Here is a 13,375-nt window from a genome sequence, read left to right as displayed (position 1 = left end):
AATGCCGGGTCAGGATTCACACGATGGCGGCGGCCTTGAGGCGGTTTTCCGCCTCGGCGGCTTCCTGCTGGCGGTGCCATAGTTTGGCATAAAGGCCAGCGGCCTTGAGCAATTGCTCATGCCGGCCACGTTCCGCCACGCGGCCCTGTTCCAGCACGATGATCTCGTCGGCATCCACCACGGTGGACAGGCGATGCGCGATCACCAGGGTGGTGAGGCCCTCGGCGGCATTGCCCAGCGCCTGCTGGATTTCCCGTTCGGTATGGGTATCCAGTGCCGAAGTGGCTTCGTCGAACACCATCACGCGCGGCTGTTTCAGTAGCGCACGGGCGATGGCAACGCGTTGTTTCTCGCCGCCGGACAGTTTCAGGCCGCGTTCGCCCACCATGGTCTGATAACCATCGGGCAGCCGCTCGATCAGCGGTTCAAGCTGCGCCTGGCGCGCCGCTTCGCGGATTTCCGCCTCGCTGGCGCTGGGCCGGCCATAGCCGATATTGTAGGCGATGCTGTCGTTGAACAGCACGGTATCCTGCGGCACGATGCCGATGGTCTGGCGCACGCTGAGCTGGGTCACCGCGCGGATATCCTGGCCATCGATCAGGATGCGGCCGCCGCTCACGTCATAAAAGCGGAATAACAGGCGCGAGAGTGTGCTCTTGCCGGCGCCCGAAGCGCCCACCACCGCCAGCTTGCGGCCCGGCGCGATGCGAAAGCTCACCCCCTGCAAAATCGGCCGACGCGGATCATAAGCAAAATCCACCGCCTCGAACACCACCTCGCCGGCACCGTCCCGGGGCGTCAGCGGCTGGGCATCGGGCCGGTCCACCACTTCGGCCGGCACATCCAGCAAGGTGAACATGGCTTCCATATCCACCAGCCCCTGCTTGATCTCGCGATAGGCGAAACCGAGGAAATTCAGCGGCATGTAAAGCTGGATCAGATAGGCATTGACCATGACAAAATCGCCCAAGGTCATACTGCCATCGCGTACACCATGGGCGGCCAGCGCCATCACGCCGATCAGGCCCACGGCAATGATCGCGCCCTGGCCCAGATTAAGCGCCGCCAGCGATACCTGGCTTTTCACCGCGGCGCGCTCGTAGCGGCTCAGGGCTTCGTCAAAGCGGCGCGCTTCATGCGCCTCGTTGGTGAAATATTTCACCGTCTCGTAATTCAGCAGGCTGTCCACCGCGCGGGTATTGGCGCGCTGGTCCTCGTCATTCATCTGGCGCCGGTATTTGGTGCGCCATTCGGTGAAGAGCAGGGTGAACACGATATAGGCGGCGATGGCGCCTACCGTGACGGCGGTGAATTGCCAGCCATACAAAGCCCACAGGATGCCGCCCACCAGGGCGATTTCCACAATGGTCGGCACGATGTTGAAGGTCATGAACTGGAGCACAAACTGAATGCCCTTGGTGCCGCGCTCGATCACCCGGCTCAGGCCGCCGGTCTGGCGTTCCAGGTGGAACCGCAGGCTGAGGGCATGGATATGGTTGAACACATCCAGCGCCAGGCTGCGGATTGCCGATTGCGCCACCTTGGCGAAGATCGCATCGCGCGCCTCGCCAAAGGCCTGGGCGCCAACCCGCGCCAGGCCATAGGCCAGCACCAGGCCCAGCACCGCCACCAGCGCCACCTGGCCGTCATTCTTGGCGATGTCCAGTTCATCCACCGAGCGTTTGAACAGGTAGGGCACCGTCACATTGACCAGCTTGGCGCAGAGCAGGAACAGCAGCGCCAGCACCACGCGGGCGCGCAGGTCGGGGCGGCTTTGCGGCCATAGCCGGGCCAGAAGTTCGGCGGCAAAACGGCGCGGCTGGCCGGGTTGGCGCTGCGGCGGCGGAAACAATAGCGGCATGGTGATAATGGCCTGAAAAACTGGCTGGATGGGCGGCAGGGCGGGACTTGCGCGGCTCCGGGGGCGGGCGTATTGGTTTTGGTGAAAGAACCAGACCGTTACCTCGGGAGCAGCGCGATGAAGGTGGTTAGTTTTACGGCGAATGGCAAGGCCTCGTATGGCGTGGTCGGCGCGGATGGCAAGGTGGCCGATGTCGGCGCCGTGCTCGGCGCCACCTATCCCGATCTGGTGGCGGTGCTGAAGGGCGGCGCCCTGGCCAAGCTGGGTGAAGCCGCCGCGGCGGCGCCCAAGCTCGGCGCGGTGGAAAGCCTTGATCTGCTGCCGGTGGTGCCCAATCCGGGCAAGATTCTATGCATCGGCGTGAATTACGACGAACATCGCCGCGAAATGGGCCGCGAGCCGCCGGGCCACCCCACCTGCTTCGTGCGTTTCCCGGAAAGCCAGGTGGCGCATGGCAAGCCTTTGCTGCGCCCGCAGGAATCCGAACGCTTTGATTATGAAGGCGAATTGGCCATCATCATCGGCAAGGAAGGCTTCAAGGTGTCGGAAGACGATGCCTGGTCGCTGATCGCCGGCTATAGCTGCTACATGGATGGCTCGATCCGCGACTGGCAGAACCACACCAGCCAGTTCACCCCGGGCAAGAATTTCCCCGCCACCGGCGGCTTCGGCCCCTGGATGGTCACCGCCGATGAAATCCCTGATCCGCAGGCGCTCAGCCTGGAAACCCGGCTCAACGGCGTGAGCGTGCAGAAATCCGGCACCGATCTGATGACCTTCAACATCCGCAAGATCATCAAGTATGTCACCACCTGGCTGCCGCTGAAGCCGGGCGATGTGATCGCCACGGGCACCCCGGGCGGTGTCGGCGCCAAGCGCACCCCGCCGCTGTGGATGAAGGATGGCGACGTGGCCGAAGTGGAAATCAGCGGCGTTGGCCTGCTGCGCCACCCGGTGAAGAACGCCTGAGGTGCAGGGGGGCGGCTGAAAGCCTCTTGTATGGTACCGGATACGGTACCATACTAAGCTATGGCCAAGGCCGCCAAGCTGCTCGAAGCGATGCGCCGCAATCCTCAGGATTGGCGCATCGAACAACTGCAATCAGTGGCCGAGGCACATGGTCTGGTCTGGCGCCAGCCGGGCAGCAGTCATGTCACGTTTCGTCATCCTGGTGGCGCGATGCTGACTGTTCCGGCGAAACGCCCGATCAAGCCGATCTATGTGAAACTTTTTGTACGGCTGATCGATGGCATTGAAGCGCAAGACCCCGCTCGCTGAGGCTGATTCGGCTTTGCCCGCACCAGATTATCCGATCCGGCTGGAACGGCTGAGCGGTGCCGATGGTGGCGGCTGGCTGGCAAGCGTGCCGGATTTGCCGGGGTGCCACGGCGATGGTGCCAGCCCGGAAGCCGCCCTGCGCGATGCCCGCGATGCAATCAAGGCATGGCTGGCCACGGCGCGAGAATTCGGCGATAGCATCCCCGATCCCAGCAACGATACAGCCTATTCCGGGCAGTGGCGCGTGCGCGTGCCGCGCTCGCTGCACCGCAGGCTGGCGCAGCGCGCCGAGCGTGAGGGCGTCAGCCTGAATACGCTGACCGCCACATTGTTGGCCGAGGGCATGGGCGCAACGGCGGCCCGGCCCGGCAAGCGGCCCGGCGTGCTCCCGCTCAGCGCGCCGCCACGCCAACCGCGTCGCTGACCGATTTGAAGCCGTCTTGTTTCAGCAGCGCGGCCAGCTCGGTGGCGATGCGGCGGGCCAGGCCGGGACCTTCATAGACCAGGGCGGAATAAAGCTGCACGGCATTGGCGCCGGCGCGGATCTTGGCATAGGCCTGGGCGCCACTGGCGATGCCGCCCACCCCGATCAGGGCGATGCGGCCACCAAGCCGGGCATAAAGCTGGCGCAAAACGGCGGTTGATGGCTCAAATAGCGGCGCGCCGGAAAGCCCGCCGGTTTCGGCCTTGTGCGGGCTTTGCAGGCTGCTGGGCCTGGCGATGGTGGTGTTGGTGGCGATCAGGCCATCCAGCTTATGCGCCAGCGCCAGTTCGGCGATGTCGTCGAGATCGGCTTCCGCCAGATCGGGCGCGATCTTCACAAAAAGCGGCTTCGGCCGGGCGGCGCGCAACGGCGCCAGGCGGTCGAGCAGGCTCGATAATTCCTCGCGGCCTTGCAGGTTGCGCAGGCCCGGCGTGTTGGGCGAGGAGACGTTGACAACGCAGAAATCCACCAGCGGCGCCAGCGCGGCATAGCCCAGGGCATAATCGCCGGGGCGGTCGGCGCTGTCCTTGTTGGCGCCGAGATTGGCGCCGATGATGCCGTTGGTCTTGCCATCCGCCCGGCGCGGCCGTGCCGCCAGCCGCGCCACGGCGGCATCCAGGCCGGCATTGTTGAAGCCCATGCGGTTGATCACGGCGCGGTCGGCTTCCAGGCGGAAGACGCGCGGCTTCGGATTGCCGGGCTGGGCGCGCGGTGTCACCCCGCCGATCTCAACAAAGCCGAAGCCGAGCCGCAGCATGGCATCGGGCACTTCGGCATTCTTGTCAAAGCCGGCGGCCAGGCCCACCGGGCTGGGCAGCTCGATGCCGGCCACATGGCAGCGCAGGATCGGGTCCGGCTGTGGGGCGGGCGGCAGCGGCAGGTGTTGCAGCAGGTCGAGGCTCAGGCGATGGGCGCGCTCGGCATCCATGTGGCGCAGCAAAGGCCAGGCCAGGGTTTTGTAGAGGCTCATGCCTGCTCCAGCGTGAAGGTTTGCACAAGGCGGGGATGCAGCGAGGGATAGCGCTCGTTGCGCAGCAAATCCAGCCGTTCCGCCCGCCAATCCACGCTACAGGGCAAAGTGGCCACGCGGGCGGCGAAATCGGCCGGCAGGGCCGCCGGTTCGGCATAGCGCAGCAGCGTGCAATGCACCAGCGGATAGGGCGGCTCATGCGGCAAAGGCGGCGGCGGCAGGCGTGCGATCAGGCGGTGGCGCAAGGCGGCGAGACGCGGATCGGGGCTGGCGGCGGCAATCACGCCCAAGGGGGCGGCGATCAGGCGGTCAAAATGCCAGGTGAAAGCCCGGCGCTCGATCTGCTCAAGCTCGGCCAGCGCGGCAGCCTCGGCCACAGCCCAATAGGCATCCTTGTCATACTCATGCCGCGCATTGGCCAGGATATGCACCGAAACATGCAGCCGTTCGGCTGGTGCGCGCCAGAAACTGTCAGGCGGCGCCATGGCCTCAATCCGGTCGCGGAAGGCTTCGAAGGCGGCCTGGGCTTCTGCTGGTGCCGGCGCCTGCACAGTGTAGGAAAGCCGCGTCGTATCCCAATGCGGGTCGCGGATGAAAGGTGCGCTCAAGCCGGCTTCAGTCAAGCGGCGGGAAAACATGCCGGCCATCGGCGCCGAGCGGCAGTTTCTCGATGCGGTAGACCTGCTCCGGCCGCAGCCGGCCATACAGATGCGGAAACAACTGCCCGCCGCGCGCCGCTTCCCAGCGCAGGGCGTCCCCCAGGGCATCAGCGGCAACATAAAGCAGCAGCAGGTCGCTGCGGCCCTGGCGGTGTTTGGCGGCGGATTCCACCACTTGTGCGGCAGTGGAAAAGTGAATGAAACCGTCGCGCAGGTCGTCGGCCGAACCGGCATACTCGCCGCTCTGCTCGGCACCCTGCCAGTCGGCGCTGGCGGCCATATGATAGATCGTGGTCATGGCGCCTGTTTAGCCGATTTGCCGGGCGGTTAATAGCGCGAAACCACTTGTTTCGATGCCTGATCCAGCTTGGCCTCGATGCGCAGCAGATGTTCGGTCAGGCGGATTTCCACATCCTTCAGCGCACTCAGCGAGGCATAGGTCTGCGCCACTTCCAGCTTGTAATCGGCCAAAGCCGAGCGGGCCGCCTGGATCGCGCTGTGACTATCGCGGCTCAGGCTTTCCAGGGCACGCTCGGTCTGGTCGCGCTGGCGCTGTTGCAGCCAGAACAGGCCGGCCAGGGCGGGTAGTTCCACCGCCGTCAGCCACCAGGCCATATCCACGGGAAGCGGCATGCTCATGGTTCTCTCCATCGCTCAGGCTTTGAACGGATCAAAATCGGCGCGTGCCTTGCTCTGCCCGGCACCTGGGCGCCAGTCGCGCCGCGCCGCCGGTGGCGCCTGGGTCAGCCGCACCGGCTCGGCCAGCAGGCAGCCGGCCACTGCATCCAGCCCGTCATCGCGGGCGCTGCTGCTGCCTGGGCGCCATTCGCGCATCTCGGTGATCAGTGGCGAGTCCAGCACAGTATCATGCGCATGCAGCATGCCGGCTGCCAGCGGGGCATCAAAGGCGGCCAGGATACGCGCCTGCTTGGCCTGGCGCGAAACCTGCTCCACCACGGCGGCGCCATGGCCGATACGGGCCAGGGCGTGGCGCAGCAGGCCGGGCAGGAATTTGCCCAGCCCGTTTGTCTCCACCCGGATGCCGGGCAGATGCAGATCGCGCAGGAAACCCGCCACCTGGTCGCAGAGCTGGCCCGCCGCATCCTGCTCGGCCAGCCGCGCCGGATCGTGGGTCAGATAGGCGATGCGATGCAGATAGAACCGGCTCTCGGCATCGCTGAACAAGGCCGCCACCACGCTGCCATCGCCATTGCCGGCATGCTTAACCCTGGGGGTGCCATAGGCCGGGTCCCAGAAGGCGCTGGCGGAAACCAGCCGCCGCCCGGCCAGGCTCAGCACCAGCCGGCCGCCGGCCTCGCGGATTTCCAGCTCATCGCCATAGCTGCGCAGCAGGCCGGGATCGAGCCGGCCATCCTGGCTGCTGGTGGGTTGCAGCAGCATCTGGCTGGCGAATTTGGCCGGGCCGCTGCGGCGCCGGATCCGCTCGATCCGCGCCAGCGGAAACCGTTCCGGCCAGCGGCTCTGGCCCTGTTCATCCAGGATCGGCAATTCCAGCCGCTTGAAGCCATCCAGAAACGCCGCTTGCTCGCCAACCTCCTGGCGCGGCTGGGTGGCATAGATGCTGTAATAACTATGCGGTGTGCCGATATAAAGCTGCATGCCGGTGGGCACCAGCACATAGTCGATTTCCAGCAGGCGCTGGCGCAATTCCTCGCGCCCGGTGGCGCTGCCGGCATTGGCCGGCACTTCCACATCGTCGCAGATCACCACATCGGCGCGGCTGCCGGTGATATTGCCGCCCAGGCCGCGCGCCAGCATGGAGGGATCGCGCAATTCGATATTACGGTTCACGGTGAACAGGTCGGCAGCCCATTGCTCGCGCCGCTTCGGCTTCAGCCCGGCGGTGAGCGGGTGGCGTTCGATGATGCGCTTCACGTTACGCACCAGCTTGCGTGCCAGGGCCTGCTCTGCGGCCAGCACCAGGATGCGCAGATGCGGCTGGCGCAGCAAAAGCCAGGCGCAGAACAGCCCCACCAATGTGCTCTTGCCGGCATCGCGAAACACCAGCAGCAGCAATTCGCTGTCGCCGGCATGCCAGCTCTGTTCCAGCCAGTCCAGGATGCTGAGATGCAGCACCGGGCAGGGCAGATTCTGGCGCTGGTTCCACAGCAGCACAAAATCCACCAGGCGGATGTCTTGCGCCAGCGTGTCGGGCAGGATCGCGTTATCCGGCGGCATCACAGCTCTCCTTTTCCTTGGTATCGTCATCGGCCCCGGATTCGGCATGGCGCCGGGCATCGTGCAGCATGCTTGCCAGCGTGGCGGCATCGATCTGCGGCGCGGCAGCTTCCGATTCACCGGATGGCGGCGGCACCGGCAGCAGCCGTTGCAGCATCAGGTAATGGCTCAGCACCGCCTTGGCCGCCGCCTGGCGCTGGGTGATGGCGCGATCATCGGATGGCTCTGCCGCCGGGCAGGCCAATTGCTGATAGACATCCAGCAACTGGCTGGCGCGCTGCTGTGCGATGGCGGCCAGGCGCAAGGCCTGCCGGGTTGCTTCAAGATGGGCTGCCTGGCCTGGTCGCATCGGCTTCAGGCCCAGAGACGGCTTGGGCTGGCCGGCGTGTCGATCAGCAAAGTGCTGGCCTGCAACAGCGGCAGCAGGGCATCGTCCAGCAAACGCAGATTGGCATGCCAGCCCGGCAGCCAGGTGGCCTCGCTCACCACAAGCATGCCCTCGAACACCGCGGGCTGATCAACCAGGGCGCCCAGCGGATCAAACGCCCATTGTGTCGTGGTCAGCCGCCAGTTGCCGGCGGCATCGACAAAATCCGGCAGCGCCGCCTTGGCTTCGGCTTCACTGGCGGCACGGATATAGAGGTCTTGCATCGGGCGCTCCTTTACAGGCGGGTGAGGTCTTGCAGCTCGGCATTGCCGAGGCGGCGCGGAAAATACGCGGCATGGCGCAGATGGCCGCCCATCGGCGCGGTGCCCCAATTGCCGCCGCCCAGTTCCAGCGTGTCGAGCCCGGCCGGGATGGCGCTGGGGGCAAAAGTTGCCACCGGGCCGCCATTGATGCACAGCGCGCCATCGCCCTGTTTCCAGGCTACAGCCACCCGCACCATTTCGCCCGCCGCCAGCGGCAGGCTGCCGGCCACATTGCCGCGCGGCGTGCCGTCGTTGATATCCAGCGCGATCAAGTTGCCGGTGCCGCGATAGAGCGCGATGCCGCCGAAACTTGCATTATGCAGCCGGGCAATGCCGCTCAGCAGGCCCAGCGCGGCCACGTCGAAATGCACCAGCAGGCTGCCCTCAGTCGGATTGAACGGAAAAGCTGCGGTGGCCAGGCTGAACAGGTCGCCCGCCCGCGTCACCATCGCGCCGGCAGTGGCGATATAGCTGCTCGGGAAGCTGCCGAGTTCAACCTGCGCGCCCCAGGCATGGATGCCGCTGCTGCCGTCGCCGTTGTATATTTCGCTGCCATGCGCGGTGCCGCTCGCTGGCGCGATACGCACACTGCGCGTTGCGGCAGCCGTGGCGCCCACCACGGCGCAGCGATACCAGGCATTGCCACAGGCCGTGATCGATGCCGAAGCCAACGCGCTGCCGATATAGCCGACCGTGCCGGCCGAGAGATCGAAAAAGGCGTTGCTTGGTGTGGTGCTATCCAGTTGCACCATCGCCGCATTACGTCCCGCCGCCTTGAGGTAAACCGAGAAGCAATAGGTCGCCGCCGTGAAAACGATGGCCTGGGTCAGATTATGGCTCTGCGCCACGTCGCTGGCCTCGACGATCTTGTCAGCGGCCAGCGTGCCATCAGGTGCTGCCGTGGCGTTGGCCGTGATCGTCGTATTGATCTTGGTCCAGGCCGCATTGTCGGCTGCCGCCGCGTGCAGTGCCAGATTGCTGCGCTGTTCTTCGATCAGCCAGCCGAGATAGCGGCCATCGGCAGCGTAATCATGGCGCATGGCGCCTGCGGCGGCCGTTGCCAGCAGGCCGATGGCATTGCACAGGCTGGCATTGCCGGCACGGCTGAAACTGGCCGGCATCGGTTTGCCATTGGCGTCATTCAGATAAAGCCGCGCGTCGTAATTCAGCGATGGATAGATCATGGCATGTCCTTCAGCTCTTGAGATTGGCCCAGTTGGGTGTGTGCTGGTTGGCGGCTAGGCCGGGGCTGGCCTGGTGCTGGCGCTGCAAAACCTGCTGCTGCCAGGCCAGCGCTTGCAGCTTGCCTTCCAGATCCAGCGCCAGGCTGGTGAACAGCAAAACCTGCTGCTGCGCCGCCGCCGCCGCTGCCTCGGCCTGCGCCAGCAGTTCGGTCATCTGCTGCAAACTCAGCGTTATGCCGTCCGGATTGAGCAAGCTGGCTTGCGGCGCGCCATCGGCATCAAAGCCCAGAAACTTGCCGGCGCGGTCGTCCCGCCGGGGCAAATTCAGGCCGGCCGGCGCATCGCTGGGTATGGCCTGCAAGGCGCGCTGGCTGGCTTCGTCCACCTGCTGGATCAGCAGGGTCAGGCGATCCAGTTCCTCGTTCAGCGCCCGGGCGTGGAAGGCGCCGCCTTCAACAAAATCCGTCTCGCGCTTGATCGCCATGCGCCGCGCCAGGGTGATGCGGCAGCCGGCTTGCGGCGGGCTGGCAAACAGGATGCTGCCGCCGGCCGATTGATTGAGGCCGCTGACGCTGTAGGCCAGCGGGCTCGGCTGGTCATCGAGCCAGACCACAAGGTCGTTGGCATCGAGCAGCGGAAACGGAAAGCCATAGGCGCGTTCCACGCCATCGGCCAGATATTGCTGGCGCGGTGTCGCCGCGCTGACGATCAGGTCGGTCATGCCGCCCCCTATTGGCTGAATGCGGAAAACGCGCTGCCGGCCAGCGACCGGCCGCCATTCAGCCATTGCTGGCGCTGGCGCAGCAGATTCACCCGGCCGGCAGCGGCCAGGCTGCTGACCTGGCTCTGATAGGCTTGCAGCAGCTGGTCGCGCTCGGCTTCGCTCTCCGCCAGCAGGTTGGTCAGGGCCGCCGCGCCTGAACCATCGGCACTGACGCCTGAGGCGGCAAAGCCGGCGCGCTGCGCCGCCTGGCTGCGCGCCAGGCGCTGCTGGCGCTCGCGCTCGGCGGCCTGGTAGTCGCGCGCGGCATCGGCCTGGTTCTGCGCCAGGGCGCCGTTCTGCGCCTTGGCCTGGGCATTCTGCTGCGCCATGCTGCTGGCGGCAGAAGCGGCGGCAATCGCCAGCGGGATATAGGCGGCCATCAATCGGCTCCTTTCAGGTCGGTGGTCACGGAAAGCAGGGTGAAGGGCTGCGGCGCATCCTGCTCGATGCGCCAGAGTGGCCGATCCAGGCCACGCACCCAGCCCAGGCCGCGCAATTCGCGGTCGCCGCTGAATAGCGGCGGCGCCGCATCCAGCGCGGCACCAAAGCGGCTGAAACTCTGCGGCCGCAAACCCTGGCCACAATCCACCACCAGCGCGCCGGTCTGTTGCAGCCGGAACACGGCGCGGATCAGCCGCAGCGGCCCGGCCTGGGCGCCGCTATCACCGCCGAATTCAGCCGGCAGCGGTTCGATATTGTGGCTGAATGGCAGCCCGATCTCGACCTGGCTTGCCGTCTGGGCCAGGGTGAGGGCGCCGTCCTGCACTGGATACAGGCCATAATCCATGCCATCGCCGCGCACCCGCACCATGCGGCCTTCCAGATGCGCCAGGCCGCTCCAGTTACGGCGCGGTGTCTCGGCTTCGCCCAGCAGGCAGGCATCGCTGTGGCAGGCATCGTCTAAACATTCCAATGCCAGGCTTTCACCGCGCTGGATGGCGGCATAAACCACATCTTCCACCACCGCCACGGCGCGGAAGGCGCCCTCGGTTTCCAGCCGGGTCCAGGCCAGGATCTGCTGGGCGCGGAAACTGGTCTGCACCGTCAGGCTGCCATCCTGCATCGGGATCAGGATCAGGCGGCGGCGCGGATCGTAATCCAGGCCGCGCGGGCCGTTGAACAGATGCGGCGCCACCAGCGTCACATCATCGGCGCTATAAGCCTGCTCGGTATCGGCATAGAGGAATTGCCGCAGGCCCGTGCCGTCACGCGCCAGAAACAGCGTGGCGCCATCCACCACGCGCGGCGCGATGCTGCGTTCCAGCAGGCTGCCGATGCGGGTCTGGCGTTCGGCGCGCAGCCGGGTCGGGGTCAGCGGCTCGCCGCTCACCATCCATTCGGCGCCGGCGGTGAAGATTTGCAGATGGCGCCCGGCCACCACGGCGCGGATCGCATCCACCTGGTCGGCCAGCAGCGAGAATTCGATGCTTTCATCGTCTAGGGCCGTGCCGAGGTCGAAATTGGTCAGGTCGCTGGTCTTCGACATCCAGACCCGGTTGGGCAGGTCGCGCGCGCCGGCAAAGATCAGGCGTTCCTGAAACAGCGTCACCGCCACCGGCCAGCCACGCCGGCTGGAAAAGGCCGGCTCCTCCCAATCCTCGGTCGCGGCGGTGTCAGTCAGCGTCTGCTTCACCAGCGCGGTGGCGGAAACCGCCGAAGTGATGGCGGTGATCTCCACCTGCTTGCGTTTGAGCCGGAAGCGGCTGCCGAGATGCGCCGCATCAAACACCGGCGCCGAGGCGGTCAGCGTCACTGTGCCGCTGGTGCCCGAGGCTTGCAGGGTGACATTGCCGGCGGCGAATTTGAAACCGGGAATATGCTGCACGCCGCTGGCCGGATCGGCCTTGAAGCTGAAGCTGGTCAACTGCCAGTCGCTATGCGATGTGCGGGTCAGCCGCTGCGGCGGCAAATCCGGGTGGCAGAAAAACAGTGTGTCGGCGCTCTGCACCCAGCTCAGTTGTGCCAGTTGCGCCGCGTTCCAGGGCGTCGCCAGGCTGGTGGTCTCGGCGCCGTTGCGGAAGACCCGCAGCAGGCCATCGCCCAGCACCAGCAGATAGCTCTGCTCCACATTGAAACTGAAGCCGATCAGCCGCACGGCATCCGGCGCCACGCCATGCAGCAGCGTGATATGGCGCAGGCCGGGGCGCCGCGTCACCCCGCCGGTCGGGCGGATCAGCACATTGCGCAATTTGGCCGCGCCATTGGCATAAGCGGTCAGGTCGGCGCGGCCTAGCAATTCCGGCGCGATCTCGCCGGCGGTGAAGTTGTTTTTGGTGCTGCGCAGGCGGGGCATCAGCGGCGCGCCTGGGTAAGGGTGAAATCCTCGATCCGGCCGGGTTCGCCCTGCTGGCTGTCGATCGCCTTGGCACGGCGGAATTCCTCGTCGGCGCGTTTGAACAGCAGGTCGGCGCGGCTGCTGCTTTCGGTCAGCGGCAGGCAGAATTCCGCTGCCAGCCGGGAAGCCAAAGCCTGGTCAAAAAACGGCGGGAAGCCGGCTTCGTCGGGCCGGAAGATGTAGGTCAGGGTCAAAGCCTCGGCATCAGCTTGCAAGGTGCCGGCCACGATGCGGTAGCTGACGCCGCGGCCACGGCTGTCGCTGCCGGCCGAAAGCGCGCGCAGAAAATCCGCCGGCAACTGGAAGGCATGGGCAAAATCGGCGCGCGGCGCCGCCAGCAGGCGCGGCAGGGCGGCCTGGCCGGTGGCGAAACGCCAGGGATGCGCGGAAAGCAGCGCATCGCGGGCCGGGCCGTAGACATGGCGCGCCACCTCGGCTTCCACACTGCCATCGTCAAAGCCCGGAATGGCACGGGCGCCCAGGCCCACCAGGGCGCGGCTGCAAAGCTGAACGGCGTTGAGCGCCATGATTGTCTCCTCTGTGGGATAAGGCAGCGAAACGGGGTGTTCCGGTGGCAGGAGGGGAGGGCCGGAACACCCCGGGCCGCGCGCGGCCGCGCCGCACCGGCCCCACGCCGCCCAGAAGGCGCGGAGCCGGCCGGCGTATCGCGGGTCAGTCGGTGTCGGTGCCGCCAAACGGCGTCAGGTCGGCAAGGTCAACCGCGCCGCCGGCATTCGATGCCACTACAAAGATGCCATGCGCCGGGCTGCCGGCGGTGGCGCAGTTGGCGAAGATGAAGTCGCCCACCCGCAGCATGTCGGCGGCGGCATTGAAATAGCCGCCACTATCCACGGCGGCCGCCGCGTCGGGCGTGGTGTAATGCCACAGCGTGAAGCCATTGGCATAACCGATGACACTGAGATTCTTGGCCTGATAAGCCATGCTTGCGTCT

General features: G+C 66.1%; 17 protein-coding genes. 3 read left to right on the top strand and 14 right to left on the bottom strand.

Annotated features, from left to right (window positions below; translation table 11 throughout):
- Window positions 1-16 precede the first annotated feature (16 nt).
- A complete protein-coding gene (locus tag KBB36_RS01290) occupies window positions 17-1,861 on the bottom strand; it encodes an ABC transporter ATP-binding protein/permease (RefSeq protein ID WP_290975750.1) in 1,845 nt (614 codons plus the stop codon).
- Between the two features lie 117 nt (window positions 1,862-1,978).
- Here KBB36_RS01290 and KBB36_RS01285 point away from each other — a divergent pair, with 117 nt between their 5' ends.
- The 3 genes from KBB36_RS01285 to KBB36_RS01275 are packed head-to-tail and all read left to right on the top strand — an operon-like array spanning window position 1,979 to window position 3,563.
- Window positions 1,979-2,830, top strand: coding sequence for a fumarylacetoacetate hydrolase family protein (locus KBB36_RS01285; RefSeq protein WP_290975749.1), 852 nt, complete (start codon window positions 1,979-1,981; stop codon window positions 2,828-2,830).
- A 60-nt stretch (window positions 2,831-2,890) separates the two neighbouring features.
- Complete coding sequence (locus tag KBB36_RS01280) at window positions 2,891-3,139, top strand: hypothetical protein (RefSeq protein ID WP_290975747.1); 249 nt, start codon at window positions 2,891-2,893, stop codon at window positions 3,137-3,139.
- A complete protein-coding gene (locus tag KBB36_RS01275; RefSeq protein ID WP_290975745.1) occupies window positions 3,108-3,563 on the top strand; it encodes a toxin-antitoxin system HicB family antitoxin in 456 nt (151 codons plus the stop codon). Before KBB36_RS01280 ends, KBB36_RS01275 begins: the two co-directional genes overlap by 32 nt.
- Here the strand turns inward: KBB36_RS01275 and KBB36_RS01270 are convergent.
- From KBB36_RS01270 to KBB36_RS01210, 13 genes are all read right to left on the bottom strand, one after another.
- Entirely contained in the window at window positions 3,532-4,593 is a 1,062-nt protein-coding gene (locus KBB36_RS01270; RefSeq protein ID WP_290975743.1) for a quinone-dependent dihydroorotate dehydrogenase, read from the bottom strand. The two genes, KBB36_RS01275 and KBB36_RS01270, sit on opposite strands and share 32 nt — an antisense overlap.
- Window positions 4,590-5,201 (bottom strand): 2'-5' RNA ligase family protein, encoded by a 612-nt coding sequence (locus KBB36_RS01265; protein ID WP_290975741.1) that lies wholly within the window; start codon window positions 5,199-5,201, stop codon window positions 4,590-4,592. The genes KBB36_RS01270 and KBB36_RS01265 overlap by 4 nt, the downstream gene beginning before the upstream one ends.
- A gap of 7 nt (window positions 5,202-5,208) precedes the next feature.
- A complete protein-coding gene (locus KBB36_RS01260) occupies window positions 5,209-5,550 on the bottom strand; it encodes a DUF952 domain-containing protein (protein WP_290975738.1) in 342 nt (113 codons plus the stop codon).
- Between the two features lie 29 nt (window positions 5,551-5,579).
- Window positions 5,580-5,891, bottom strand: a complete 312-nt coding sequence (locus KBB36_RS01255) for a hypothetical protein (protein WP_290975735.1) — start codon at window positions 5,889-5,891, stop codon at window positions 5,580-5,582.
- Between the two features lie 15 nt (window positions 5,892-5,906).
- Window positions 5,907-7,451: a phage terminase large subunit gene (gene terL / locus KBB36_RS01250; protein WP_290975733.1), complete on the bottom strand. Its 1,545-nt coding sequence runs from the start codon at window positions 7,449-7,451 to the stop codon at window positions 5,907-5,909.
- Window positions 7,438-7,800, bottom strand: a complete 363-nt coding sequence (locus KBB36_RS01245; RefSeq protein WP_290975730.1) for a hypothetical protein — start codon at window positions 7,798-7,800, stop codon at window positions 7,438-7,440. The genes terL and KBB36_RS01245 overlap by 14 nt, the downstream gene beginning before the upstream one ends.
- A 5-nt stretch (window positions 7,801-7,805) precedes the next feature.
- Entirely contained in the window at window positions 7,806-8,102 is a 297-nt protein-coding gene (locus KBB36_RS01240) for a hypothetical protein (protein ID WP_290975727.1), read from the bottom strand.
- An 11-nt stretch (window positions 8,103-8,113) separates the two neighbouring features.
- Window positions 8,114-9,325, bottom strand: coding sequence for a LamG-like jellyroll fold domain-containing protein (locus KBB36_RS01235; RefSeq protein ID WP_290975724.1), 1,212 nt, complete (start codon window positions 9,323-9,325; stop codon window positions 8,114-8,116).
- 10 nt (window positions 9,326-9,335) lie between these two features.
- Entirely contained in the window at window positions 9,336-10,046 is a 711-nt protein-coding gene (locus tag KBB36_RS01230; RefSeq protein ID WP_290975721.1) for a hypothetical protein, read from the bottom strand.
- A gap of 8 nt (window positions 10,047-10,054) precedes the next feature.
- Window positions 10,055-10,468: a hypothetical protein gene (locus KBB36_RS01225; RefSeq protein WP_290975720.1), complete on the bottom strand. Its 414-nt coding sequence runs from the start codon at window positions 10,466-10,468 to the stop codon at window positions 10,055-10,057.
- On the bottom strand, window positions 10,468-12,381 hold the full coding sequence (locus tag KBB36_RS01220; protein ID WP_290975716.1) for a hypothetical protein: 1,914 nt from the start codon (window positions 12,379-12,381) through the stop codon (window positions 10,468-10,470). Before KBB36_RS01220 ends, KBB36_RS01225 begins: the two co-directional genes overlap by 1 nt.
- On the bottom strand, window positions 12,381-12,950 hold the full coding sequence (locus tag KBB36_RS01215) for a hypothetical protein (protein ID WP_290975713.1): 570 nt from the start codon (window positions 12,948-12,950) through the stop codon (window positions 12,381-12,383). Before KBB36_RS01215 ends, KBB36_RS01220 begins: the two co-directional genes overlap by 1 nt.
- A 145-nt stretch (window positions 12,951-13,095) precedes the next feature.
- Complete coding sequence (locus KBB36_RS01210; protein ID WP_290975710.1) at window positions 13,096-13,365, bottom strand: hypothetical protein; 270 nt, start codon at window positions 13,363-13,365, stop codon at window positions 13,096-13,098.
- Window positions 13,366-13,375 lie beyond the last annotated feature (10 nt).

The sequence above is a fragment of the Ferrovibrio sp. genome (assembly GCF_017994015.1).
GTDB lineage: Bacteria > Pseudomonadota > Alphaproteobacteria > Ferrovibrionales > Ferrovibrionaceae > Ferrovibrio.
Note: the sequence above shows the minus strand (reverse complement) of the source record. Positions and strands in the feature narration are given on the sequence as shown.

Excerpts from the sequence above, each read along its gene's own strand:
- KBB36_RS01230 (WP_290975721.1), bottom strand. The coding sequence starts at position 10,046 with ATGACCGACCTGATCGTCAGCGCGGCGACACCGCGCCAGCAATATCTG.
- KBB36_RS01215 (WP_290975713.1), bottom strand. The coding sequence starts at position 12,950 with ATGGCGCTCAACGCCGTTCAGCTTTGCAGCCGCGCCCTGGTGGGCCTG.
- KBB36_RS01280 (WP_290975747.1), top strand. The coding sequence starts at position 2,891 with ATGGCCAAGGCCGCCAAGCTGCTCGAAGCGATGCGCCGCAATCCTCAG.
- KBB36_RS01270 (WP_290975743.1), bottom strand. The coding sequence starts at position 4,593 with ATGAGCCTCTACAAAACCCTGGCCTGGCCTTTGCTGCGCCACATGGAT.
- KBB36_RS01260 (WP_290975738.1), bottom strand. The coding sequence starts at position 5,550 with ATGACCACGATCTATCATATGGCCGCCAGCGCCGACTGGCAGGGTGCC.
- KBB36_RS01210 (WP_290975710.1), bottom strand. The coding sequence starts at position 13,365 with ATGGCTTATCAGGCCAAGAATCTCAGTGTCATCGGTTATGCCAATGGC.
- KBB36_RS01275 (WP_290975745.1), top strand. The coding sequence starts at position 3,108 with ATGGCATTGAAGCGCAAGACCCCGCTCGCTGAGGCTGATTCGGCTTTG.
- KBB36_RS01285 (WP_290975749.1), top strand. The coding sequence starts at position 1,979 with ATGAAGGTGGTTAGTTTTACGGCGAATGGCAAGGCCTCGTATGGCGTG.
- KBB36_RS01240 (WP_290975727.1), bottom strand. The coding sequence starts at position 8,102 with ATGCAAGACCTCTATATCCGTGCCGCCAGTGAAGCCGAAGCCAAGGCG.
- KBB36_RS01290 (WP_290975750.1), bottom strand. The coding sequence starts at position 1,861 with ATGCCGCTATTGTTTCCGCCGCCGCAGCGCCAACCCGGCCAGCCGCGC.
- KBB36_RS01235 (WP_290975724.1), bottom strand. The coding sequence starts at position 9,325 with ATGATCTATCCATCGCTGAATTACGACGCGCGGCTTTATCTGAATGAC.
- KBB36_RS01245 (WP_290975730.1), bottom strand. The coding sequence starts at position 7,800 with ATGCGACCAGGCCAGGCAGCCCATCTTGAAGCAACCCGGCAGGCCTTG.
- terL (WP_290975733.1), bottom strand. The coding sequence starts at position 7,451 with ATGCCGCCGGATAACGCGATCCTGCCCGACACGCTGGCGCAAGACATC.
- KBB36_RS01220 (WP_290975716.1), bottom strand. The coding sequence starts at position 12,381 with ATGCCCCGCCTGCGCAGCACCAAAAACAACTTCACCGCCGGCGAGATC.
- KBB36_RS01225 (WP_290975720.1), bottom strand. The coding sequence starts at position 10,468 with ATGGCCGCCTATATCCCGCTGGCGATTGCCGCCGCTTCTGCCGCCAGC.
- KBB36_RS01255 (WP_290975735.1), bottom strand. The coding sequence starts at position 5,891 with ATGAGCATGCCGCTTCCCGTGGATATGGCCTGGTGGCTGACGGCGGTG.